The following is a 23,760-nucleotide window of genomic DNA, read 5'->3' as shown; positions in this document are numbered from 1 at the left end:
GACGCCCTCATGGCCGAGCACCGCATCGACATCATCATCCCCTGCTACAACTACGCCCACTTCCTCGACGAATGTCTGGCGGCCATCGCCGCGCAGACCCGGGGCGACTACCAGGTGCTGGTGATGGACAACGCCTCGACCGACGACACCCCCGAGGTCGCCGCGCGGTGGATGGCGCAGGACAGCCGCATCCGCTATCACCGCAACGACACCAATCTCGGCGCGGTCGGCAACATGAAGCGCGGCTACGAGCTGACGGCAGCAGAGTACGTGGTGATCCTGCCGGCGGACGACCTGTGGGGCCCGACCTTTCTCGAGGCCACCTGCAACGGACTCGACGCCTACCCCGAGTGCAGCTACGCCTACACCGGCTGGCACACCACGCATGGCGGGCGGGACGCCCCCGAACAGCCAATGACCTGGATTCCGCATGATCGCAGCGGCGTGGTCGAGGACATGGCCTCGCTCATCATCCAGAACTACATCCCGCTGTCCTTCGGGGTGTTCCGTCGCAGCATGTGTGAAAAGGTGGGCGGTGCCTATCCGCTGTTCCTGCCCATGCTCGGCGACCTGTATCTGTGGATGCGCCTGGCCGCCGTCGGGCCGGCCTATTACGTTAACGAAAACATCTGCCGCCTGCGCATGCACGGTGCCAATGAGTCCTTCGCCCTGCATGCCACCGGCCGCAGCGCCTTCGACCACATCCACCTGCTCGATCTCGTCTTCCAGTCCGACCAATGGCCGATGTCGCTGCGCCTGCTCGCCAAGGCGCGACAGATGCAGCTACTCACCGGCGCCAAGCTCACCGACATCGTCAACAGCCTCGGCAGCAAGGAGGCCATACCGATCTTCAAGGAGTACGTCGACGGCGCCCGTGACGATCTCATCGTGGTCACCGCCATGGCGATTCGCGCCTGCAGCGGCCGCGCCGCCGGCTTGAGCGACACCTTGCATGACGCCAACGCCATGCTCGCGCGCATGGCCGCCGAAAAGACCGGCACCCAGGCGCTGAACCTCCTTGGCCAGACACCAGACAGTCAGTCTGGCGCCATGAATCGCGACTACGAGAGCTTTCTGAACGCGCGCAACTATCTCGAGACCGATCACACTCTGCTCCAGCGCGTCATGCGCCACTGGCCACAGGAACCGCGCATTCACCTCCTGGTGCACGCAGTCGCCGCCGACTATGGTCTGCTCGCCGACACTCTCGACAGCGTCGCCCAACAACCGTACCCGCTGTGGACCCTGACCGTACTGGCACCCACGCCCTGCCCCGATCCCGCGATCGAAGACGTTGCCAATATCGAATGGCGGATCGCCCCGACGCACCGAGACGTCAAAGCGATCAGCGATGCGGCCGTTGCCGAAAACGGCTGCGACGTCGTCGCCCTCCTGCCCCCGGGCAGCCGCCTCGACCCGTTCTGTCTGTGGCGGATCGCGCATGAGTTCGCCACCAACACCTCCATCGGCGCGTGCTACTGCGATGACGACGTCAGCCGACACGGTGACGACCGGGTCGAACCGCGCTTCAAGCCAGACATGCTCCCCGACATGCTCACCGCAACCGATTACGTCGGCCCACTGTGGATGCGTCGCACGGCGTACGCCGCCGCCGGGGGATGCAGCGAACTGCCGGGCGCGCATTTCTACGACCTGACGCTGCGCGTCCTCGACCAGATCGGCGCCCCGGCCATCGGCCACATTCCCGACCCCCTGCTGAGCCTGCCGGTCTCGCCGCATGTGCTCATTTCCGACGGCGACGCGATGGCCGCGGTGCAGGCCCATCTGGCACGGCGCGAGGTATCGGGACGGGTCCGCCCCGGCCATCTTCACGCCACCTGGCGCATCGAATACCAGCACAGCACGACGCCCTCGGTCGACATCATCATTCCCTTCCGCAATCACCTCGAGTACCTGTCGCCCTTGCTCGAGAGCCTGCTAGACAAGACAGACTACGCCGAAGCCCGCATCACGCTGGTCAACAACGCCTCGGACGACCCGGACATGCTCGCCTGGCTGGCCACCCAGATCGCCACGCACCCCGACCGCCTGAGGCGCATGGACATCGACGGCGAATGGAATATCTGCCGACTGTTCAACACCGCCGTTTCGGCCAGCGAAGCCGAATTCGTCGTGCTGATGCATAACGATGTACAAGTGCTGAACGGCAACTGGCTGTCCCGACTGCTCAACCACGGCCAACGCCCCGAGGTTGCCGCCGTTGCGCCACGGCTGGTCACCCCGGGCAGCCAGGCACTCGACTTCACCGGCAGCGTTGTAGGTCTCGCGCCCTTTATTGGCTCACCAGACACCGGAGAGCGAACAATGCTTCATCCCGGCTATCTGGGACGACAGCAGACCGACGTCAATTGTTCGGTACTCGACAGCGCGGTGCTCCTGCTGCGGCGCTCACATTTCAATGCCATTGGTGGCATGGACGAATCACAGCATTTGAGCTACCCCACCGCCGAACTGACCCTGAGGCTCGCGGCCCACGGCCGCCTGGTCTGGACCCCATGGAGTACGGTCGCCCACTACGATGACGACGCACCGCCGCGCGAGGCCATCGCCATCGTCGAGCACGAGGTCGAACAAGCAAGCAACGAACTGGCGCGATTGAAGCAGGAGCGCCAGCTGATCACCCGTTGCCTGCCCCTGATCCGTCACGATCCGGCCTGGAACCCGAACTTGCTGCTCGGCCACCAGGACACCCGGATCGACACCGGCTGTGCGGTGGGCTGGCGACATCTACCCATGACCGACATGCCACGCATCATCGCCGACCCGGTCAGCGGCGCGGGCGAGTATCGCGTCACCGGGCCACTACGCGCCGCGCGCCGGGCCGGCAAGGCGCTGGGCGCCTTCTTCAGCTATCCGGACTCCCGCAAACGGCGCATTCCAACCCTGGCCGATTTGGTCCGGCTCGACGGCGCCCGCAGCTTTATTCTCCATCACGGCTTTTCCAACCAGCACATCCAGCTGCTCCAGCAACTTCAGACCTACGCGCCTGAACTATTGCGTGTCGCTTCAATGGACGATCTGGCCACTGCCGTGCCGGAGAAGAGCAATCTGTTCGATCACTGGTCGCGCGACACCCGCTCCCGGGTGCGCAACGCCATCGGTCTGTGTGACCGGCTCATTGTGTCGACCGAACCGCTGGCCGAGTTCGCCCGGCACATGATCGACGACATCCGTGTCGTTCCCAACCGGCTCGAATGGGCACGCTGGGGGCATGTCGCATCACAACGCCGGGTCAGCACCAAACCACGGATCGGTTGGGCCGGCGCCATGCAGCACGCCGGCGATCTGGCCTTGATCCGGGACGCGATCATCGAAACCCACCAGGAGGCCGACTGGGTCTTCTTTGGCATGTGCCCGGAGGACATCAAACCCTATGTCCGAGAGGTGCATGACTGGGTGAATTTCGATGACTATCCGGAAAAACTCGCCAGCCTGAATCTGGATCTGGCAGTCGCGCCATTGGAAATCAATGCGTTCAACGAGGCCAAGAGCAACTTGCGTTTATTGGATTACGGCCTGCTCGGCTGGCCCGTCGTGTGCACCGATGTCGAGCCCTACCGCAGCGCGCCTGTTACACGGGTTAACAATTCCACCCGCGAGTGGGTCGACGCCATTCGCGCACACTTAAACGACCTTGACGCCACCGCGAAAGCCGGTGACCGCCTGCGCGACTGGGTGCTCGCCGACTACATTCTTGAGCATCACGTGGACGACTGGCTGGCCCAGCACCTGCCCTAAAACCAAGCGAACACGGGGGATGCAGACCATGCAATCCCCTTCTTCCTTTTAGGCAAAGTCGCCCGGCATTGCCACCGCACCGCAGCATTCGGCGCCGACGTCCCTCAAGGGCGCGGCGCCGAAATCCTTTGCGGCAGGGCGATTGACGCCTATCGCCAAATAAAAAATCAGTCTTCAGTTTTTTACTGCGTCGCCGTAGGTAGGGCCATGGGGACTGGCACATCAATGCCAAACAGATCCTCAGTCAGACCAGAGCTGAACCAGTTGAATCAGGAGATTTACCATGGCACAAGTTATCAACACCAACGTGTACTCGCTGAATGCCCAGCGGAACCTTAACCGCAGCCAGGAAGGCTTGGCCACGTCGCTGCAGCGCCTGTCCTCCGGCCTGCGCATCAACAGCGCCCGTGACGACGCCGCCGGCCTCGCCGTCGCTCAGCGCATGGAAGCCGATGCCCGCGGCCTGACTGTCGCCATGCGTAACGCCTCTGATGGTATCTCATTCGCCCAGACCGCTGACGGCGCTCTGGCAACGTCCGCCGACATGCTGCAACGGATGCGCGAACTGGCCGTCCAGTCGCTCAACGGCACCATCTCCGACACCGAACGCGGCTACCTCAACGCCGAATTTGGCCAACTGGATGCCGAGCTGGGTCGTCTGCAAGGCGCAGCCAAACTCAACAACCAGTCGGCATTCGGCGCCTTTACTTTCCAGATCGGCGCAGCAGCGGCCGACAGCATGGCCGCCACCTTTACCAGCGTGGCCTCCATCGGCGGCGCGGTCAGTACCGCCGCAGCGGCGGCACTGGCCATTGCCTCAATCGACAACGCACTCAACAGCGTCGCCAGTAACCGCGCCACCGTCGGCGGCGTGATGGGCCGGATGCAATTCACCATTCAGCAACTCGAAACAGCGCGTGAGAACCAATACGCCGCACGGAGCCGGATCATGGATGCAGACTTCGCGATGGAAACGGCCAGTCTGACCCGCGCGCAGATTCTGCAGCAGTCGGGTACCGCGATGGTGGCCCAGGCCAACAGCGTGCCGCAAAACGTGCTCTCGCTGCTGCGCGGCTAACAACATCTATCGACGGGCTGAGCCATTCGGCTCAGCCCCAGCAACATCGATCGCCAAGGAGATCGTCATGGCACAAGTCATCAACACCAACGTCTATTCGTTGAACGCTCAACGTAACCTCAATCGCAGCCAGGAAGGCCTCGCCACCTCCCTCCAGCGTCTGTCTTCCGGCCTGCGCATCAACAGTGCCCGTGACGACGCCGCCGGCCTGGCCGTGGCTCAACGCATGGAAGCCGATGCCCGCGGCCTGACCGTGGCAATGCGTAACGCCTCCGACGGCATCTCCTTTGCACAGACGGCTGACGGCGCATTGTCAACATCCGCCGACATGCTGCAGCGGATGCGCGAACTGGCCGTCCAGTCGCTCAACGGCACCATCTCCGACACCGAGCGCGGCTACCTCAACGCCGAATTCGGCCAACTGGATGCCGAGCTGGCTCGCCTCCAAGGTGCGGCAAAACTCAATAACCAATCGGCGTTTGGCGCCTTCACCTTCCAGATTGGCGCGGCAGCGGCCGACAGCATGGCGGCCAACTTTGCCAGCGTTGCTGCCGTCGGTGGTGGCGTGGGCACCTCGGCCACCGCGTCCGCCGCCATCTCCGCGATCGACAATGCGCTGAACAGCATCGCCAGCAACCGCGCCACCATCGGCGGTGTGATGGGCCGGATGCAATTCACCATCCAGCAGCTCGAAACGGCACGTGAGAATCAATACGCTGCACGTAGCCGGATCATGGATGCAGACTTCGCCTCTGAAACCGCCAACCTCACGCGGGCACAGATTTTGCAACAGTCGGGTACCGCGATGGTAGCGCAAGCGAATAGCGTCCCGCAGAACGTGTTGTCGCTGCTACGTGGCTAATCCAACCAATTTGGGATCGTCCGGCTGAGCAAAGGCCGGACGCCAAAAGGAGGCCGTCATGCCGCAAGTCATCAACACAAACGTCTACTCGCTGAATGCTCAGCGCAACCTCAACCGTAGCCAGGAAGGTCTGGCCACATCGCTCCAACGGCTCTCGTCCGGCCTGCGCGTCAATAGCGCCCGCGACGATGCTGCCGGTCTGGCGGTGGCTCAACGGATGGAGGCAGACGCACGTGGTTTGACCGTTGCCATGCGCAACGCTTCGGATGGCATCTCCTTTTCCCAAACCGCCGATGGCGCTCTCGGCACATCGGCGGACATCCTGCAACGTATGCGAGAACTGGCGGTGCAATCGCTCAACGGCACCATTTCCGACACCGAGCGCGGCTATCTGAATGCAGAATTTTCGCAGCTCGATACTGAACTCGGCCGCCTGCAAGGTGCCGCCAAACTCAATAACCAGTCGGTCTTCGGTACTTTCACCTTCCAGATTGGCGCAGGCGCCGCCGACAGCATGTCGGCCACTTTCACCAGCGTGGCCTCAATTGGTGGCGCGGTCAGCACGAGTGCCGCAGCCGCACTGGCGATCGCCTCGATTGACAACGCGCTGAACAGCGTCGCCAGCAACCGCGCCACCATTGGCGGTGTGATGGGCCGGATGCAATTCACGATTCAGCAACTTGAAACCGCGCGCGAGAACCAATACGCCGCACGCAGCCGCATCATGGACGCCGACTTCGCTGCCGAAACCGCAGCGCTGACCCGCGCCCAGATTCTTCAGCAATCCGGTACCGCCATGGTGGCCCAGGCCAACAGCGTGCCGCAGAGCGTTTTGTCTTTGTTGCAAGGTTAAGCCTTGTTTAGCGCCGAACGACCGGCAAAGCCTGCCGGTCGGATCTGCCGGCTACGGCAAACGATGCCACCGGCCCCGGCAATCAGGAGAACACCATGAGCATCCAGCCCGTCACCTCTACCGCTGCACAGTTTGTGTCACCGCAAGCCGCGTCTGGCGGCCGGGCAGGATCCGCTCCAGGACAACCCAATGCAGCCGAGCAGATTCAGCAGACTCAGGCCCTGGAAAAGGCCAACGCGGCACGCGACGCGCAGGCCAAGGCAGCACTTGAGCAGGATCCGGCTAAACTGAAAGAGGCCGTCGAGCGAGCCCAGGCGTCACTGCAAGCCATCGCTCGTGACATCACCTTCAGCCTGAACGACAAATCAGGAACGGTGGTGATCAAGGTCATTGAACGCGAGTCCAAAGAAGTGATCCGACAGATTCCGTCGGAAGAGTTTCTGAAAATCGCAGAAATGCTCAACGACAACATTGCCGACATTCGCGCCGGCTTGCTCGTCGAGCAAAAAGCGTAACGAGGAGGCACATCATGGCCACCGGCAGCATTTCATCACTGGGTATCGGCTCCGGCCTCAACTCAAATGACATCGTCAGTCAGCTGATGGCGCTTGAGCGTCGTCCGCTGACCGCGCTGACCCAAAAAGAATCGTCCTACTCGGCCAAGATTTCGGCGCTGGGCTCGGTCAAAAGCAAGTTGTCTGAGCTGCAAACCGCCTCCAAGACACTGAGCGACCCCAACAAACTGGCGGCGTTCGCGGCCACGGTTGGCGATGGTGATGTAATCTCGGCCACCGCCGACACCTTCGCCAAGACCGGCAGCTACGCGATCGATGTAGTGCAGTTAGCCAAAGCGCAAAAGTCCTTCTCAGCGATTCAAGCCGGCGGCGCGACTTTTGGCGCCGGCACACTCAGCTTTTCGATCAACGGCAGCACCCAGGACGTGGTGCTCGCCAGCGGCGGCAACAGCCTGCAGGATGTGGCCAACGCCATCAACGACGCAGGCATCGACGTACGGGCGACAGTGGTTACTGGCGATGCCGGCAGCCGCCTGGTGCTCACCTCGAAAGAGACCGGCACCGACAACGCCTTTACGCTGTCGGTCAGCGGCGGCGACCCCAACCTGACCGGTCTGGCGACCTTCGATGGCGCACACCCGAGCGCGACGGCGGCGCTCAACTCGATCATCACGATCGAAGGCGAAACGGTCACCTCGCAAAGCAACACCGTCACCAGCGCCATCTCCAACGTCACCGTCACGGCGAAAGCAATCGGGTCCAGCACACTCGACGTGGCGCGGGACAGCACCGGCATCGAAACCGCGGTCAAAGCCATGGTCGACGCCTACAACAGCCTGCGCCTCGACATCGGCACCAAGAGCGCCTACAACGCCGAGACCAAGGTCGGCGAGCCGCTCAACGGCGACTCCGTCACCCGCACGCTGCTCGGCCGCATGCGCGACACCATGGGCACCGTGCCCACCAGCATTGCCGGCAGCGACTATCAATACCTGTTCAGTATCGGCGTCTCCTTTGCGCAAGACGGCACGCTGACGCTCGACAGTACCAAGCTCAACAACGCGGTCGCCACCGATTTTGACGGCGTCGTCAATACACTCGGCGCCTACGGCACAGCCATCGACACGATGGCCACCGCCTTCACCCAGTCCGACGGCCTGATCGACAACAGCGTCACCGGCATCGAATCTTCGATTTCAAACATCGACAGCCAGCGCGAACGGCTGGAGCGCCAGTTTGATCTCACCGAAGCGCGTTTGCGCGCGCAATTCACCGCGCTCGACACCCTCGTGGCCAGCCTCAACACCACAAGCACTTACCTCACACAGCAACTGAGCAGCTTGAGCAACCTGAACCAGTAGTAATCAACACGATCGGGACAACAGGAAAACAGCCACATGTTCACTCATACCACCAACCCCGCTGCTGCCTATCGCTCTGGCGGCATTGAAGCCGAAGCCCTGGGCTCATCGCCCCATGGCCTGATCGTCATGCTGTTCAACGGCGCCCTGCTGTCCATCAATCTCGCCAAAGCCCACATGCTTGAGGGCAAAACCAGCGCAAAGGCCGAATCGATCAACAAGGCCATCGACATCATCGGCAGCGGATTGCGCGCCGCGCTGAACATCAAGGAAGGCGGCGAACTGGCGCAGAACCTCGACGATCTCTACGAGTACATCGTCATGCTGCTGCTCAAGGCCAACCTGAACAACGACGCCACCATCCTCGACGAAGCCTATCGCCTGCTCGCCGACATCGGCAGCGCCTGGACCGAACTGGGTCAGAAACAGGCCACAGCCAAGCCCTGAGGAGACGCACCATGACCGCTCCGATCACTGACTTCACCCGTTTGGCAGCCACGCTGGAAGCGCTCTCCAGCGCTGCCGAGAAAGGCGATTGGGAGCAGATGAGCACGCTCCAGACCCAGCAGGAGCAATTGCTCGAAACGATTCGCCAACGACCGCGCGCCCCGCAAGATCGCAGCCAGACGGCAGCCTTGGCCGCGGTGATCGAGCGCGCCTTGGCCAGCATCCGTGCTGCCCAGCCGCACATCGACACCCTGAGACAACACACCAAAAACGAAATGGCCGGCACCAACAACCACCGCAAACTGTCACAAAGCTATCGTTAACACTTCTGGCCGCGGGCACATGCTCGGCGGCCAGACAACCCACGGTCGGACGGACAGATCATGATTCCAGGTGACCTCGCAGCACGCCTGAGACTGCTGACCGAGGCCAGTTTCTTTGCCGACGAACCCCCGCTCGAGCCGCTGCAGCCGGCTCGCGCCGTGCCGTCGCAACTGCCGGAGTATCGTGCCGGCGACAAATTCAGCGCGCTCATCCAGAAAGCCCTCCCCGACGGCACCTTCGAGGCCGTTGTCGATGGCCGCACCATCAAACTCGCCCTGCCGCAGCAAGCACAGGTCGGCGAACGGCTGGCACTCGTCGTTGCACGCAACACGCCCCACGCCGTCATCGCCAATCCCGCTGCGGCCGCACCAACCGACACCGCCGCCCGTGCCGCGCTGAGCCCCACCGGACGATTGATCAGTTTTCTACTCACCGGCCAGCCCGCACCCGAGCCCCCAAGCATCGCCCGCGGCCAGCCCCTGCAAGCCACGGCCGGCCCGCCCAGCCCCGCGGCGCTTGCCGCAGCGCTGCGCCAGGGCATCAGCGAAAGCGGCATGTTCTACGAGTCTCACCTCGCCCGCTGGAGCACCGGCAAGCTGGATACCGAAGTGCTTCTCCGGGAGCCACAGGCACGCCAGAGCCTCGCACAGACCAGCGGCCAGACCACGCAAAACACACCGGCGCCGCAAAGCAGTGCGGCAACGGACAGCAGCGTCACGGCCCGCTCCGCCGCGGCGACCGCCCAGGCGGCGGTCGGCGCACGCGCCGATGTCATCCCGGACCGCCTGCTACCGGTCATGCACCAGCAGCTCGACGCCCTCGCCACCCAGAACTACACCTGGCTTGGGCAAGCCTGGCCGGGCCAGGCCATGGCGCTGGAAATCGAGGACCCGCAGGACGATGGCGGCGAAGCCACGGCCGAAGACACCCCCTGGAAAACCACCCTGCGCCTCAGCCTGCCTACGCTCGGCGGCGTCGAGGCACGCATCGCCCTGGATGCCAGCGGGATCCGCATCAAACTGTCGGCCGACAACCCCGACACCACCGACACCTTGGCCAGGCATCGCGACGCACTCTCCGAGGCCATGGGCAAGGCCAACATCACCGTAAAAGAACTTCGGGTAGGCCCCGGCTCATGAGCGCCGACCCGGCCGACCTCCTCGACGACGCCCCGCGTGCCGAAGCCGTCGCACTGGCCTACTCGGCCGGCGAGGCCGCACCGCGCGTGGTCGCCAAGGGGCGCGGCCTGATTGCCCGCCAGATCATCGAGCAAGCCAAAAAAGCCGGCGTCTACGTACACGAATCGCCCGAAATGCTCGCCTTGCTGATGCAGGTCGACCTTGACGACCGCATTCCCCCGCAGCTCTATGTGGCGGTGGCCGAGCTTCTCGCCTGGCTCTACCGCATGGAACACGACGAAAACGTAAAAAGCTGATGAAGCGCGTTCTGCCCCACCCGCCGCCCGTGCTATAACAACGCTTTGACCGACACCTGTGTTGCCGCCCTACGAATGACTCAAACCGACAACGCCGCACTCAAGTTCGAACTTCTGCAGTCCGACGACTTTGGTCGTTATCTGCTGCGCGATCGCAACGAGATCATTCAGGTCCTGCGCCAGCTGATCGCCAAGCGCGCAATGGTTACGGCCTATTTGAGCGGCGGTCGCGACTTCCTTCTCACCACGGTGCTGGCCATCGAGGATGAGGACCTGATCCTCGACGTCGCGCCCGACGAAAACCGCAACCGCCAGGCCGAAGCCGCCGAAGAACTGATCTGCATCACCCAGATCGAAAACGTCAAAGTGCAATTTCCGATCATGGGATTGACCAGCACGCAGTTCGAAGGTGCGCCTGCATTCAAGACACCACTGCCCGATCGCCTGCTGCGTTTGCAGCGCCGCGAGTACTACCGCCTGATCGCACCCGTGGCGCATTCGCTGATCTGCCAGATTCCGGTGCCCGCCGAAGACGGCCCCACCAACACCTTTGAAGCCCGTGTGCTCGACATCTCCGGCGGCGGCGTGGCAGTGATCGTGCCGCCCGAAGGCGTCGAATTCAAACCCGACACAGAATTCACCCAGTGCCAGATCCAGCTCCCCGAGATCGGCACGGTGCAAGCCCGACTGCGCGTGCGCAACCTGTTCCGCGTCACCAACCGCAACGGCATCTCGATGCTACGTGCCGGCTGCGAGTTCGTTGACCTGCCCGAGCGCGTGGCCTCGGTGATTCACCGCTACATCCTCAAGGTCGAGCGCGATCGCAACTCGCGCGAGCGGCGTCTTTAATAATCTGCCACCGCATGACAATGGCCACCCGAGGGTGGCCATTTGCTTGTATGAGCCGACGATGCCTCAAGTCCGGAAGCGGTCGATCAGCTGCTTCAACTCACTGGCGGTACCCTCCAGCACCGCGGTGGCATCGGCGTTGCGCTCGGTGGCTTCGGTACTGCGACCGGCCATCTCGGTAATCGCCTCCATGTTTTTGGCAATCGCATCCGCGCCCGCGCTCAATTCCTTCATCGACAGCGCCACATCGCTGACGCGCTGCATGGTGCCGCGGGCGCTGTCCTGAATCGAGCGCAGCGAACTGGCAGCCTGCGCCGACAATTCACTACCTTTTTGCACCTTGGGCGTAATCGCCTCAATACTTTCGACGGCGATGTTGGTCTCTTTCTGAACAGCAACGATCACTTCCGAAATCTTCGAGGTTGCAGCCCCCGTGCGCTCCGCCAGGCCGCGCACCTCATCCGCCACCACCGCAAACCCCCGGCCCTGCTCGCCAGCGCGGGCCGCCTCGATGGCGGCGTTGAGTGCCAACAGATTGGTCTGATCGGCAATCTCGCGAATCACCTGAGCGATGGTGCCGATCTCGCTCGAACGGGATTTGAGTACCTGAATCTGGGCAGCCGCTTGTACCACCGTCTCGGAAACGTTGGCAATGCTCTCGGACGCCACCGACGATTGCTGCTCGCCCTCACTTGCCGCTGCACACGTGCGCTCGGAGTTGAACTGCGACTCTTCGGTATTCGCCGCCACATGGGCAACACTGACCGCAATCTCTTCCACCGCAGCCGCCGTCGACTCTGCCGCCGACGCCTGACCGCCCGCGGCCTCGCGAACCGTCGCCGACGCCTGCGCCACCGCTTGCGCGGAGACGGCTATCTGATCAGCCTGTCGACGCACTGCCTGAATCATGGTTTTGAGATCCGCCTGCATCCTGTGAATCGCGAATACCACACTGCTGCTATCCCCTTTCGGCACCACCACATCGCCGCTGAGATCACCCGACGCAATTCGCTGCGTCACCTTGGCCAGCATATCGGGCTCACCGCCCAACGCACGCAAAATGCTGCGACCGATCAACCAGCCAACACCCAGCGTAACGATGAATCCAAGCGCCACCAGAATGAGGGAACTCGACGCATGCGACCAAAAGATGGTCTTCAGGTCGCTCACATACACGCCGGTGCCGATCACCCAGTTCCACGGTGCAAAGCCCTTCACGAACGAAATCTTCGGCTGTGGCGCGTCCTCACCCGGCTTGGGCCAAAGGTAGTCCACAAAGCCCTGTCCCTTTTGGCTTACAGCCGCCACCATATCCTTGAAGATCAGCTTGCCATTGGCGTCCTTGAGTGCTGACAAGTCCTTGCCATTGAGGTCCGGCTTGACCGCATGCATGACCATGGCCTGGTTCATGTCGTTGATCCAGAAGTACTCGCCATCACCGTAGCGCATCGCGCCCACCGCGGAAGCCGCCTGCGCCTTGGCGTCGTCCATACTCATCTGCCCCTTTTCAGCCAGGCCATGGAAGTACGCAACAGTGGCATGCGCCGACTCGGTGAGCCGCTCAATGCTGCTGCGCCGCTCAGCAGTTAACAGCTCATCCAGCGAACGAAGTGCGCCGGCCGCCACAACGGCAAGCGACACCAGCGACACCAGCGACAGCACGAACAAGCGCACCGACAGCTTCATCCGGTTAAAAATCTGCATGTCTATCCTCACATATCCGGCATAAGTTATAAGACTGGTAACGTCTTCCAGCGGGTCAACTTGAGTCCAGACCTGACGACAATCCACATTGGAATCCCTCATGCAAAAGCCCTTTTCCCAAGCCTGCGAGCGAAATCGCGAACCGATCTGCCAGGTGCTCACAACGCACTTCTCGGATCGCCGTCATGTACTTGAAATTGGCGCTGGCACTGGGCAGCACGCGATTCACTTCGCCGCGGCATTGCCACACCTGACCTGGCAGTGCTCTGATCGTGCGCAGAATCTTCCTGGCATTCGCGCATGGCTCGACGAAGCGGCGCTGCCAAACACACCTGCCCCGCTGATGCTCGACGTGTGCGACACATGGCCGCAGCTTCAGGTCGACGCGGTGTATTCAGCCAACACGCTCCACATCATGGGCTGGCCTGAAGTCGAGCAGCTGTTTGCCGGCCTGCCCGCCATACTTGCACCAGGTGCACGTGTGCTCATTTACGGTCCTTTCCGTATCGGCGGCCAGCACACCAGTGACAGCAACGCCCTGTTTGACGCCCATCTGAGGGCCGAGGCGCCACACATGGGCATCCGCGATTTCGAAGCCGTCAATGCGCTGGCCCACGCCGCGGGTTTGCGCCATCTGGCCGACATCCCCATGCCCGCCAATAATCGCTGCCAACTCTGGGAAACCATCTGACGCATGTTTGGTTCACATCAAGGTCGACAAGGCCGAACCCAATTAGCCTTCGCTGATCTGTTGATCCACTACTACAAGACAGAACAATGACCCCAACAAGTACCGCACTCACAGAGTCGGCGGACGAGCTGCATATTGCGCCGCCCGGCGATCTCGCCATCTGGTTTTTCATCCTCGCCGAACTGCTGGCCTTCGCGGTGTTCTTCGCCGCCTACGCCTTCGCGCGTGCGAAAAACCCCGAGCTGTTCGACGAAATGCAGCGCACTCTCAACCGGGACGCAGGCGCCGCCAACACCTTGCTGCTGATCACCGCCAGTTGGTGCGTGGCACGCGGCGTACATGCCGTCGTCAAGTACAACGACAGCGCCAAGGCGAGCCGCTGGTTGCTCGGCGGCATCGCCGGGGGCGCCGGCTTTCTGGTGATCAAGCTGTTCGAGTACTCGCATGTGTTCGGCGCCGGCATCACACTGTCGACCAACACCTTCTACATGTTCTACATCTCGCTCACCTTCTTTCACTTCATGCACGTCATTCTCGGCATGGTGATTCTGACGGTGTTGTGGGCACAAACCCGAAAAGGCCTTTACACGCCCGACAGCGCCAACGGACTGGAGAGCGGCGCGGCCTACTGGCACATGGTCGATCTGGTGTGGATCGTGCTGTTCCCGCTGGTCTACGTGATGCGTTAAGGAGCCGACATGAGCCCAATCATTCCCGCCCGAAAGATCGACCTCGCCTACGCCATCCTCGTCGCCGCCACCATCGCAACCTGGCTGATCGGCGACTGGTGGCAAGACCACAACGTGCTGCTGCCAGTCATGGGCGGCCTGCTCACGCTGACCTTCGTCAAGTGCCGTCTGGTCATCCTCGACTTCATGGCTTTGCGTCCCGTCAAATTCTTCTGGCGAGGCATCGTGATAGGGTGGGCGCTTCTGGTGTTGGGGCTGATCAGCCTCGCCTACCTGATCAGCCTGCCCTGATCCGAACCCTCAGAGAACAAGCCAAAAGATGGATACCCGCGTGAACACCGACCTGCCCTATTACGAAGCCTCCGGAAACGAAATCGAACTGTTCGAGCACGCCTGGAAGAATCGCTTGCCCCTGCTCATCAAAGGCCCCACCGGCGTCGGCAAGACCCGCTTCGTCGCCCACATGGCAGCCCGGCTCAAGCTGCCGCTGCACACCGTCGCCTGCCATGACGACCTCACCGCGGCCGACCTGGTTGGCCGGCACCTGATCGGCGACGGCGAAACCGTGTGGTGCGACGGCCCACTGACCCGCGCCGTGCGCGAAGGCGGCATCTGCTATCTCGACGAAGTCGTCGAGGCGCGCAAGGACACCACCGTGGTGCTCCATCCGCTGGCCGACGACCGCCGCGTGCTGCCCATCGACCGCACCGGTGAATTGCTCGAAGCCCCGCCGGGATTCATGCTCGTCATCAGCTACAACCCAGGCTATCAGAACTTCCTCAAAGGCCTCAAGCCCTCGACGCGACAGCGCTTCGTGAGCATGCGCTTTGACTTCCCGAGCGCCGAGCGCGAGCAGAAAGTGCTGATCGGCGAAACCGCCTGCGACCCGATGCTGGCCACCCGCCTGGTGAACATCGGCCGTAGCCTGCGCGCCCTCAAGGATGTTGACCTCGAAGAGGTCGTCTCCACCCGCTTGCTGGTTTACGCGGCAACACTGATTCGTGACGGACTCGATCCCGTTGAATCCTGCCGCGCCGCGATTGTCGAAAGTCTGACCGACGACATCGAGACGGCCGATGCCCTGATGGAAGTGGTCAACGCGACTTTCGGTCGCTGAGTCGCCCGCATCGCGCGGGCGGCCTGCTACGCTGAAAGCATTCCACCCGCCAAGCGAGCCCAGCCATGGATACCACGTCCCCCGCCGCATCCGAAGAAGGTCAGGCACTTGCCGTCGCCGCTGAAGCCCTCTACCTGGTCAATCTCATGATCGTGCCAGGCGTGGGTTTCATCGGCATCGTCTGGCTGTGGTTCACCAAGCGCAAAAACGCCACCGCGCTCGCGCGCTGCCACCTCGACCAGGTGTTCTTCGCCAGTCTGTGGGCCGGCTTCCTGCTGATCATCGCCAACGCAGCCATCATTTTTCTGGGCGGCTACCAGTCGGCCAACACCTGGGTGGTCGCCATTCTCTACTTCACCACCTGCCACACCACGCTGATCTTTTTCGGCGCGATCGGACTGGCCCGCGCGCTCGCCGGCAAGCCCTACCGCTTCCCGCTGGTCGGCCGACCCTGTGATACCTGACGTGTCTGAGCGCATCATCCCGATCATTCCGGCCGGCAGCGGCGCGCCCGATGGCGGCCGTCAGCGCACCCGGCTATGGGCGCAAATCAGCTTCTTTGTCCTCTTTGTGCTCGCCCCGGTGTTCGACCTGCTGCGCTACGACCTCGTTGCTGGCCATGCCTGGTTTCTCGGCATGGAATGGCGCGTCGGGCTGGCCGACTACAGCGCCGGCCTGATCGGCCTCGGCCAACTGTGGACCAACATCGGCCTGAAGATTTTTCTGCCCATTCTTGGCACGGGTGCCGTACTGATCTGGGTCTCGTGGAAATGGGGTCGGCTCTACTGCGGCTGGCTGTGTCCGCACTTCTCGGTGGTCGAAACCATCAACCAGTTCATGCGCCGCGCTACCGGCAAACCCAGCGTCTGGGAAAAGCGCGCGCTCCCCACGCGCGAGCCCGACGGCACCACCTGGCGCGCCGATCCACGCTGGTGGTTCATCACCGCCCCGCTCGCCGTCGGCTTTGCCTTCGTGTGGGCCGTCGTGCTGCTCACCTATCTGCTGCCGCCCTTCGAGGTGTACAGCAATTTGCTGGCTGGCACCCCCACCCGCAACCAGTTCATTTTCATCACCGCCGGCACCGTGGTGCTGTCGGCCGAATTCCTCTTTGCGCGACACCTGTTCTGCCGCTTCGCCTGCGCCGTCGGCCTGTTCCAGTCACTCGCCTGGATGGGCAACCGCGACGCCATGGTGGTCGGCTTCGAGCGCAAGCGCGGCGCCGATTGCAATGATTGCTATTCGGCCTGCGACCACGTCTGCCCCATGCGCCTCAAGCCGCGCAATATCAAGCGCCAAATGTTCACCTGCACCCAGTGTGCGCAATGCATCAGCGCCTGCGCCACAACCCAAAAAGACAACCCCAACGGCCCGCTGCTCTCATGGGTCAGCGGCGAAGCCGCAAGACAGAACGAAGCCGGCCTGCGCGCCAGCACAAAGGTAAGAAGCTAATGGAAGAATACGTCGGCGACCTCTGGCACAAATTCATCACCCGCAGTGCCCGGCGCGACTACCCGGACGCCATCGTGCATCTCGAAGACATCGAGAAAACCGCAGGCGTCCTGTTTCGCGCCCTCGGCGGCGACCCCGGCCTGCGCGTGGCCGCCGCAGCCGAAGTCGAGCACGGTGGCCGGCGCCGCTGGCTGGCCCGTGTCGCCCACATCGAAGACCGCGTCGCCCATGCCACGCGCGACGCCGAAACCCTCAACCTGCCGCCCAGCCTCTCGCTGTTCCCCGACCGCGCCGCCAACCGCGACCTCTACCTGTGGCTGATCGCCCAGGCCGCCGCCACCGGCCGCGCCACCGGCGACTGGCTCGTCGCCAACCAGCAGGCCACGCTGTTCACGCTGCAACGCTACCCCGGCTTCGAATCGCGTTACCGCCGGCTGGTCACCGCGTGCCTTGAACTGCGCCTTCCCCCCGAAAAACTGCCCAAGGACGAAGCCGCCGTCGAAACCGCCATTCGCCAGGCCCTCAACGACCCCGGCAGCATCGGCCCGCTGCCCGCCAGCAAGCGTCCGCCGCAACCGGTACCGCTGTGGCTCTACCCCTCGCCCGCGCAGATCGACCGCCGCACCCAGCCAGACGATGCGCAAAGCGATCCGCAAGACCCCGACGAAGCGCGCGACGAAACCGTCGACGCCACCCAGCAGCGCCAGCAAGCCACGCGCGAAGACATGCCCGACGGCGAAAACGGCTTCATCCTCCCCTTCCGCGCCGAGTCCCTGGTGTCGTGGGCCGAGTACGTAAAGGTCAATCGCGCGCTGGACGAAGACACCGATGACGACGCGGCCAAAGCCGCACCCGACATGGACAAGCTCGCCGTCGCCCGCGACGGCAAAACCATCGCCTCACGCGTGCGTTTCGACCTCGACCTGCCCTCGGCCGCGGCCGACGACATCCCCCTCAAAAGCGGCATTCTGCTACCCGAATGGGACTGGAAAAAACGCATTCTCAAGAAAGACCAGTGCCGGCTCGATCTGCTCGACGCTCGCGACGCCCCGCCCATCGAGGTGCCCGAGCGGCTGCGCAAGCCGGTACGCAAGGTGCGCCAGCAGCTCGAAGCGCTCGCCCCCTCGCGCCGCTGGTTCAAGAACCAGCCCGACGGTTCCGAACTCGATGTCGACGCCTGCGTGCGTAGCTGGTCCGACCGCCGCGCCGGCCATAGCGACAACGACTTCGGCAGCTACCTCAAGCTGGAGCGCCATGAACGCGACATGGCCTGCCTGGTGCTCGCCGACCTCTCGCTATCGACCGACGCCTGGGTCAGCGACACCGCCCGCGTCATCGACGTGATCCGAGACAGCCTCATGATGTTCTCCGAAGCGCTCGGCGCCACCGGCGACAACTTTTCGCTCTACGGCTTCTCCAGCCGGCGGCGCGAGAACATCCGCTTCCACCAGATCAAGACCTTCGAAGAAAAGCACGGCGCCCCCACCCGTGGCCGCATCGCCGCGCTCAAGCCCGGCTACTACACCCGCATGGGCGCCGCCATCCGCTACGCCAGCCGCATCCTCGAAAAACAGCCCAACGCCCTGCGTCTGATGCTCATCCTCTCCGACGGCAAGCCCAACGACCTCGACCAGTACGACAGTCGCTACGGCATCGAAGACACCCGCATGAGCCTCATCGAAGCGCGCACCGCCGGCCTCAAACCCTTCTGCGTCACCATCGACAAGGAAGGCGAAGGCTACCTGCCCCACCTCTTCGGCCCCGCCGGTTTCACCGTCATCCGCAAACCCGAAGACCTGCCGTCGCGGCTGCCGATGCTGTATGCGCAGCTTACGGCGATGTAGGGCCGGACTCATCCGGCGGCATGCCCACTCAAGTAAAAAAAGCCCCGCTCACCGAGCGGGGCTTTTTTGTTTGGTAACCATACTTTCCTGTTACCGCCAATTTTTCCTCGGCGGCCACTTAGGGGCGTAGCCCGAATGCGGCGCAGCGGAATCCGAAATCCGTTGCCACACGCGCAACCTGCAGCGAGGACAGTTCAACCGCCATCCCGGATTCCGGCCTGCGGCCTACGAACCTACAGCCGCGAAATCACGCGCACCGGCACTTCACAGTAGTCCTCGAAGCCCATCCGCTGATACAAGCCGTGGGCCGTGGCGTTGTCGCTCATCACATGCAGAAACGGCGTTTCGCCATGCTGCAGTTGTCGGCGGATCAAGGCCAGCATCAAGCGCCGTGCCAAGCCCTTCGCCTGGAAATCGGGATGGGTACACACGCCGCTGATCTCGTGAAACTCACCCGCCTGCATGCGCTCGCCGGCCATAGCGACGAGCTGACCATTTTCAAAACTGCCGAAGTACTCACCCAGTTCGAGGGTCCGCAGCCCGAACGGGCCGGGGTTGGTGAGCGTGGCGAGCGCGAGTGCTGCCTCGGCGTGCTCGGCGGTGAGGGGCACGATCCCGGCGTCGCCACGCACGTCTTCTGCCGGCACCTCGGCCGCCCAGACCATACGAAACATGCTCGCTTCGGCCTCCAGCCGCCAGCCCGCTGGCACCACGCCGGTCCAGCCCGCGCAGTAGAAATGCTCACCAGATTGGCAAAATGGTTTCAGCGCCACCAGATCCGGCTGCAACTCATCGGCAAAACCGATGATCGGCGAAAAGCCGGGGGCATATCGGCGCACGGTTTGCGTGCCCACCGAGAACCGGGCATGCGGCCCCGACAGCGTGTGCCAGAGAATATTGTCGAGAATCGAATTCATCAGTGGTTCCAATATCAACCAAACCGGCCGGTGCGTTCAGTCGCTCAGCCAGCCCAAGCTGGCCAGAAACGCGGCGACGCGTTGGTTGGTGGCATCGAAGTACGCCCGGTCATTCTCGCGCAGATTGAAGAATCCGTGCTTCGCGCCCTCATACAAGGCCAGCTCGCAGCGCCCGCCGTGGCCGATCACCGCATGGCAAAACGCCTGCGCACTGACCACCGGCACCTCGCGATCTTCGGTGCCGAGCAAGATCACATTTGGCGGCACGACGGAATCGACCAACTGCAAAGGCGACACGTCCTGCCAGAACTCCGCCACCAGATGATGGTCCGGTTTGCCCGGCGACAAATCCAGCATGGGGTTGTATAGCACCATGGCGGCAGGCCGCAGCGCCTCATCCGCGGCCACGCCGAGCATGGCGGCCAGATGTCCGCCTGCCGAACCGCCGCCCGCGGCAATACGCGCGGCGTCGATACCCAATGCCCCCGCATGGCCCCGCACATAGGCCAAGGCCGCATGCGCGTCCTCAACAGCCGCGCGCGGATCGGTGTCATGTCGCGAGGCAATCCGGTATTCGGCGCTGATACAGCTCACGCCGCGCGCCGCAAACACCCGGCATTGCGGGAAGAAGGCCTCGGGGCTGCCGTACTGCCACGCCCCCCCATGAAACAGCAGCAGCGCTGGCGCCCCAGTCGACGGCCGCTGTCCTTTTGCCGAGAATACATGCAGGTGCAAATCGTGCCCATCAAGCGTCCGATAGACCATCACCCGATCCGGCCCCTCCAGCGCGCTGACCACGCGCCGGACCACCGCCGGGCCAAAGGCCAGCGCGAGCCCGAGTGTCAGCCCGGCAACAAAGTAGAAAAGTTTGTGATCCAGCATTGGTCGATGTGCTCAGCCGCCTGAAAAAGCCTAGACCCGGATATCCGCCCAATCCGCGCCCGTCAGTGCCGGCAAGAGCTCCGGTCGCAAAGGGAATACCGAAAACGGCGTCCCCGCCGCCGCCCACACCGTCTCGAAGCGCTGCAGATCTTCATCCAGCAACAATTTCACTGGCTGAGCATGGCCCAGCGGCGCCACGCCGCCGATGGCATAGCCGGTGGCGCTACGGACGAAGTCGGCACCGGCGCGGGCCAGCGCTTCGCCGACCGCCTCGGACACCTTCGCTTCACTGACGCGATTGTCACCACTGGCCACCACGATCACGGCCAGGCCACTACTTTCACCACGGAACACGATGGATTTCGCTATCTCAGCGATCGAGCAACCGATGGCCGCTGCGGCCTCGGCGCTGGTGCGTGTGGGGCGTTCGAATTCGACAACCTGTGTATCAACGCCGGCCTCATTCAGAAGCCTGCCGATGCGCAGGGCAGAGGGATGTTCAGCGGGTTTCATGAGCGCATCTCAAATCGATCCTCGGCAAAAAACAAAACGAGAACTATCTTTAATAAACAGCAACTTAAAAAACACAACCAACAACCCACTGGACCAATACATCGCAGCCAGCTTTGGCACTCAGTTTGCATTGACCGGAATAGCTGGCCGTTCTAGCACTGCGAGTGCAACACCCCCCAACAGCGTTTGGAGAACACATAATGACAAAAAAGAAACAAGAGCGCGGCATCCACGAGCTTTACGCTCAAGATCCGCAGCAGGCTGACTGGTTATTGTGGGGCCGCAAGGTGGACAGCACCAGCCGTCGCGGCTTTCTCAAAAAGACGGGGCTGCTGGCCATGAGCGCGGCAGTCGGCGCGCACATTCCGTTCTGGGAGAAGATGCCCGGCGGTCTGATACCCGCCGCGCTCGCCGCCTCGCCCGAGCCCTTCGTGATCCCCGGTCGCGATGGCCTCATCGTCCATAACGACCGCCCGATCAACGCCGAAACCCCGGCACATCTGCTGGACGACAAGATCACGCCGGCCCACCGCATGTTCGTGCGCAACAACGGCATCCCGCCGGTCGAATCGTCGGTCGATCCGGCCACGTGGACGCTGGAGATCGCCGGCGAGTCCTGCGTCACCCCGATGAGCTTCACCATCGCCCAGCTCAAGGAGCGCTTCGAGCATCACACCTATCAGTTGCAGATCGAATGCGGCGGCAACGGGCGCAGCGAGTTCAACCCACCCGCCAAAGGCAACCAGTGGGTGGTGGGCGCGATCGCCTGCCCGACCTTCACCGGCGTGCGCCTGCGCGACGTGCTCAAGGCCTGTGGCATCAAGGATGACGCGGTCTATGTCGGCTACTACGGTGCCGACACGCACTTGAGTGGCGACCCCGACAAGGTCGTCATTTCACGCGGCGTGCCCATGGAAAAAGCCCTGCGCGACGAAACCCTGATCGCCTGGGCCATGAACGGCGAAGACATCCCTGCACTCAATGGTCACCCCCTGCGTCTCGTGGCCGGCGGCTGGCCGGGCTCGACCTCCGGCAAGTGGCTGAAAAAGATCGTGATCCGCAACAAGGAGCACGACGGCCCGAAAATGACCGGTCAGTCGTATCGCGTGCCCTGCACCCCGGTCGCCCCGGGTGCCGAGGTCGCCGATGAGAACATGTGCGTCATCGGCTCGATGCCGGTCAAGTCGCTGATCACCTTCCCCGAATCCGGCATCGTGCATCCCCAGAACAAACCGCTTTCGATCCGCGGGCATGCCTGGGCAGGCGACCTCGACGTCGATGAGGTGCTGGTGTCCATCGACTTTGGCGCCACCTGGCAAAAAGCCAGTCTGGAACGGCCTGCCAACTCGATCGCCTGGCAGCACTGGTCGGCCGACGTTACGCTGCCGAGCATTGGCTACTTCGAGATCTGGGCGCGCGCGATCGACAGCACCGGGCGCTCACAGCCGATGGTCATGCCGGGCTGGAATCCGCGCGGCTACCTCAACAACGCATGTCATCGCGTTGCGGTGAAGGCGGTATGAGCGATGAACACGATTCTCAAAAAAACGGTGTTCGCCGCGCTGTGTAGCGTGAGTCTGGGCGCGGCGGCCAAAGACGTGGACCCCGAGTCGGGCTTCATCATCGCGCCCGACTGGGAGCTGGTCAAAGCGCAGTGCACAGTGTGTCACTCGTCCAAGCTGGTCACTGCCCAGCGCGGCTCGCGTAAAACCTGGGAGAGCATCATCCGCTGGATGCAGGCCACCCAGGGTTTGTGGCAGTTCGAGCCCGAAATGGAGCGGAAAATCTTCGACTACCTCGCCGCCAACTACCCCCCCGGCGACGGCTACCGGCGCAAACCGCTGCCGCCCGAGTTACGGCCACCGCAGTAGGCGCCGTCACTCAAAGCCGCCCTTCACTCGTCAGCACACACGGCCACCGTTTACGGTGGCTGTTTTCTACACCAAGGAGCTACCTGGAACCCGGTAACCCACCGCCATCACTGTTTGGCAAACAAGCGCCCGATATCGGCAAAGGCCTTGAACTCCAGCGCATTACCCGACGGATCGAGAAAGAACATGGTCGCCTGCTCGCCGGGCAGACCGGCGAAACGAATATGCGGCTCGATGATGAAGCGCACGCCTGCCGTCTTCAGCCGTGCGGCCAGCGCGTCAAAGTCGGGCATCGCCAGCACCACGCCAAAATGCGGCACCGGCACATCGTCGCCATCCACCGCATTGCTCGCCTGGCGGCCACCGCGGCCCGGTGCGAGATGGGCAACGATCTGATGGCCGAAGAGGTCGAAGTCGATCCAGTGGTCCGACGAGCGCCCCTCGGGGCAGCCGAGCACGGCACCATAAAAACGACGAGCGGCGTCGAGGTCGTCGACAGGAAACGCAAGATGAAAGGGCTGGATAGCCATGGCGAGTCTCCGGTTGGGGAGCCTCATTGTGCCCTCTGGACGGGGGTAGGTTAAAGCCCCATCACGGCCG

25 protein-coding genes are annotated in these 23,760 nt (G+C 63.0%); 20 read left to right on the top strand and 5 right to left on the bottom strand.

Translation table 11 applies throughout. The annotated features are described in order from the left end of the window. Positions 1 to 9 precede the first annotated feature (9 nt). The 11 genes from FHP91_RS06065 (at position 10) to FHP91_RS06015 (ending at position 11,483) form a co-directional block, all read left to right on the top strand. On the top strand, positions 10 to 3,759 hold the full coding sequence (locus tag FHP91_RS06065; RefSeq protein ID WP_144308743.1) for a glycosyltransferase: 3,750 nt from the start codon (positions 10 to 12) through the stop codon (positions 3,757 to 3,759). A gap of 283 nt (positions 3,760 to 4,042) precedes the next feature. Then, positions 4,043 to 4,837: a flagellin N-terminal helical domain-containing protein gene (locus FHP91_RS06060; RefSeq protein WP_144308742.1), complete on the top strand. Its 795-nt coding sequence runs from the start codon at positions 4,043 to 4,045 to the stop codon at positions 4,835 to 4,837. A gap of 67 nt (positions 4,838 to 4,904) precedes the next feature. Continuing rightward, positions 4,905 to 5,699 carry a flagellin N-terminal helical domain-containing protein gene (locus FHP91_RS06055; protein ID WP_144308741.1) on the top strand — a complete coding sequence of 265 codons (795 nt, stop codon included), beginning with the start codon at positions 4,905 to 4,907 and terminating at the stop codon, positions 5,697 to 5,699. A 58-nt stretch (positions 5,700 to 5,757) separates the two neighbouring features. After that, positions 5,758 to 6,552 (top strand): flagellin N-terminal helical domain-containing protein, encoded by a 795-nt coding sequence (locus FHP91_RS06050; RefSeq protein WP_144308740.1) that lies wholly within the window; start codon positions 5,758 to 5,760, stop codon positions 6,550 to 6,552. A 95-nt stretch (positions 6,553 to 6,647) separates the two neighbouring features. Then, on the top strand, positions 6,648 to 7,067 hold the full coding sequence (locus FHP91_RS06045; RefSeq protein WP_144308739.1) for a flagellar protein FlaG: 420 nt from the start codon (positions 6,648 to 6,650) through the stop codon (positions 7,065 to 7,067). Between the two features lie 14 nt (positions 7,068 to 7,081). Continuing rightward, positions 7,082 to 8,428, top strand: coding sequence for a flagellar filament capping protein FliD (gene fliD, locus FHP91_RS06040; protein ID WP_144308738.1), 1,347 nt, complete (start codon positions 7,082 to 7,084; stop codon positions 8,426 to 8,428). A gap of 36 nt (positions 8,429 to 8,464) precedes the next feature. Next, positions 8,465 to 8,875 carry a flagellar export chaperone FliS gene (fliS, locus tag FHP91_RS06035; RefSeq protein ID WP_144308737.1) on the top strand — a complete coding sequence of 137 codons (411 nt, stop codon included), beginning with the start codon at positions 8,465 to 8,467 and terminating at the stop codon, positions 8,873 to 8,875. Positions 8,876 to 8,886: 11 nt separating this feature from the next. Beyond that, positions 8,887 to 9,198, top strand: coding sequence for a flagellar protein FliT (locus tag FHP91_RS06030; RefSeq protein WP_144308736.1), 312 nt, complete (start codon positions 8,887 to 8,889; stop codon positions 9,196 to 9,198). Between the two features lie 60 nt (positions 9,199 to 9,258). Then, on the top strand, positions 9,259 to 10,338 hold the full coding sequence (gene fliK / locus FHP91_RS06025; RefSeq protein ID WP_144308735.1) for a flagellar hook-length control protein FliK: 1,080 nt from the start codon (positions 9,259 to 9,261) through the stop codon (positions 10,336 to 10,338). Next, a complete protein-coding gene (locus FHP91_RS06020; RefSeq protein WP_144308734.1) occupies positions 10,335 to 10,634 on the top strand; it encodes an EscU/YscU/HrcU family type III secretion system export apparatus switch protein in 300 nt (99 codons plus the stop codon). Before fliK ends, FHP91_RS06020 begins: the two co-directional genes overlap by 4 nt. A gap of 75 nt (positions 10,635 to 10,709) precedes the next feature. Then, on the top strand, positions 10,710 to 11,483 hold the full coding sequence (locus tag FHP91_RS06015) for a flagellar brake protein (protein WP_144308733.1): 774 nt from the start codon (positions 10,710 to 10,712) through the stop codon (positions 11,481 to 11,483). Between the two features lie 66 nt (positions 11,484 to 11,549). Here FHP91_RS06015 and FHP91_RS06010 read toward each other — a convergent pair whose 3' ends face one another. Further along, positions 11,550 to 13,349 carry a methyl-accepting chemotaxis protein gene (locus tag FHP91_RS06010; protein ID WP_144308732.1) on the bottom strand — a complete coding sequence of 600 codons (1,800 nt, stop codon included), beginning with the start codon at positions 13,347 to 13,349 and terminating at the stop codon, positions 11,550 to 11,552. On the opposite strand from FHP91_RS06010, the gene FHP91_RS06005 reads away from it, so the two are divergent. The 7 genes from FHP91_RS06005 (at position 13,342) to FHP91_RS05975 (ending at position 18,977) form a co-directional block, all read left to right on the top strand. Then, positions 13,342 to 13,878, top strand: a complete 537-nt coding sequence (locus tag FHP91_RS06005; RefSeq protein WP_246116233.1) for a DUF938 domain-containing protein — start codon at positions 13,342 to 13,344, stop codon at positions 13,876 to 13,878. The genes FHP91_RS06010 and FHP91_RS06005 overlap by 8 nt on opposite strands. Positions 13,879 to 13,964: 86 nt before the next feature. After that, complete coding sequence (locus FHP91_RS06000) at positions 13,965 to 14,567, top strand: cytochrome c oxidase subunit 3 family protein (protein ID WP_144308730.1); 603 nt, start codon at positions 13,965 to 13,967, stop codon at positions 14,565 to 14,567. A 9-nt stretch (positions 14,568 to 14,576) separates the two neighbouring features. Next, positions 14,577 to 14,858, top strand: coding sequence for a cytochrome C oxidase subunit IV family protein (locus tag FHP91_RS05995; protein ID WP_144179709.1), 282 nt, complete (start codon positions 14,577 to 14,579; stop codon positions 14,856 to 14,858). 28 nt (positions 14,859 to 14,886) lie between these two features. Beyond that, a complete protein-coding gene (locus FHP91_RS05990) occupies positions 14,887 to 15,684 on the top strand; it encodes a CbbQ/NirQ/NorQ/GpvN family protein (RefSeq protein ID WP_144308729.1) in 798 nt (265 codons plus the stop codon). A 65-nt stretch (positions 15,685 to 15,749) separates the two neighbouring features. Then, positions 15,750 to 16,148, top strand: coding sequence for a hypothetical protein (locus tag FHP91_RS05985; RefSeq protein ID WP_144308728.1), 399 nt, complete (start codon positions 15,750 to 15,752; stop codon positions 16,146 to 16,148). Between the two features lies 1 nt (position 16,149). Next, entirely contained in the window at positions 16,150 to 17,133 is a 984-nt protein-coding gene (locus tag FHP91_RS05980) for a 4Fe-4S binding protein (protein ID WP_144308727.1), read from the top strand. After that, a complete protein-coding gene (locus FHP91_RS05975) occupies positions 17,133 to 18,977 on the top strand; it encodes a nitric oxide reductase activation protein NorD (protein WP_144308726.1) in 1,845 nt (614 codons plus the stop codon). The genes FHP91_RS05980 and FHP91_RS05975 overlap by 1 nt, the downstream gene beginning before the upstream one ends. A 233-nt stretch (positions 18,978 to 19,210) precedes the next feature. On the opposite strand, the gene FHP91_RS05970 is transcribed toward FHP91_RS05975, so the two are convergent. Genes FHP91_RS05970 through FHP91_RS05960 form a run of 3 tightly spaced genes read right to left on the bottom strand, consistent with a single transcriptional unit; the run spans position 19,211 to position 21,289 of the window. Beyond that, positions 19,211 to 19,894: a GNAT family N-acetyltransferase gene (locus FHP91_RS05970; protein WP_144308725.1), complete on the bottom strand. Its 684-nt coding sequence runs from the start codon at positions 19,892 to 19,894 to the stop codon at positions 19,211 to 19,213. Between the two features lie 36 nt (positions 19,895 to 19,930). Beyond that, entirely contained in the window at positions 19,931 to 20,776 is an 846-nt protein-coding gene (locus FHP91_RS05965; RefSeq protein ID WP_144308724.1) for an alpha/beta hydrolase, read from the bottom strand. Positions 20,777 to 20,806: 30 nt separating this feature from the next. Further along, positions 20,807 to 21,289 (bottom strand): YbaK/EbsC family protein, encoded by a 483-nt coding sequence (locus FHP91_RS05960; RefSeq protein WP_144308723.1) that lies wholly within the window; start codon positions 21,287 to 21,289, stop codon positions 20,807 to 20,809. A gap of 200 nt (positions 21,290 to 21,489) precedes the next feature. On the opposite strand from FHP91_RS05960, the gene FHP91_RS05955 reads away from it, so the two are divergent. Beyond that, positions 21,490 to 22,812, top strand: coding sequence for a sulfite oxidase (locus FHP91_RS05955; protein WP_144308722.1), 1,323 nt, complete (start codon positions 21,490 to 21,492; stop codon positions 22,810 to 22,812). 3 nt (positions 22,813 to 22,815) lie between these two features. Next, complete coding sequence (locus FHP91_RS05950; RefSeq protein ID WP_144308721.1) at positions 22,816 to 23,160, top strand: hypothetical protein; 345 nt, start codon at positions 22,816 to 22,818, stop codon at positions 23,158 to 23,160. Positions 23,161 to 23,267: 107 nt separating this feature from the next. Here the strand turns inward: FHP91_RS05950 and FHP91_RS05945 are convergent, their stop codons facing one another. Continuing rightward, a complete protein-coding gene (locus tag FHP91_RS05945) occupies positions 23,268 to 23,690 on the bottom strand; it encodes a VOC family protein (RefSeq protein WP_186301457.1) in 423 nt (140 codons plus the stop codon). Positions 23,691 to 23,760 lie beyond the last annotated feature (70 nt).

Source organism: Denitromonas halophila (genome assembly GCF_007625155.1).
GTDB classification, from domain to species: domain Bacteria; phylum Pseudomonadota; class Gammaproteobacteria; order Burkholderiales; family Rhodocyclaceae; genus Nitrogeniibacter; species Nitrogeniibacter halophilus.
This window is presented reverse-complemented; position numbering and strand designations above follow the sequence as displayed.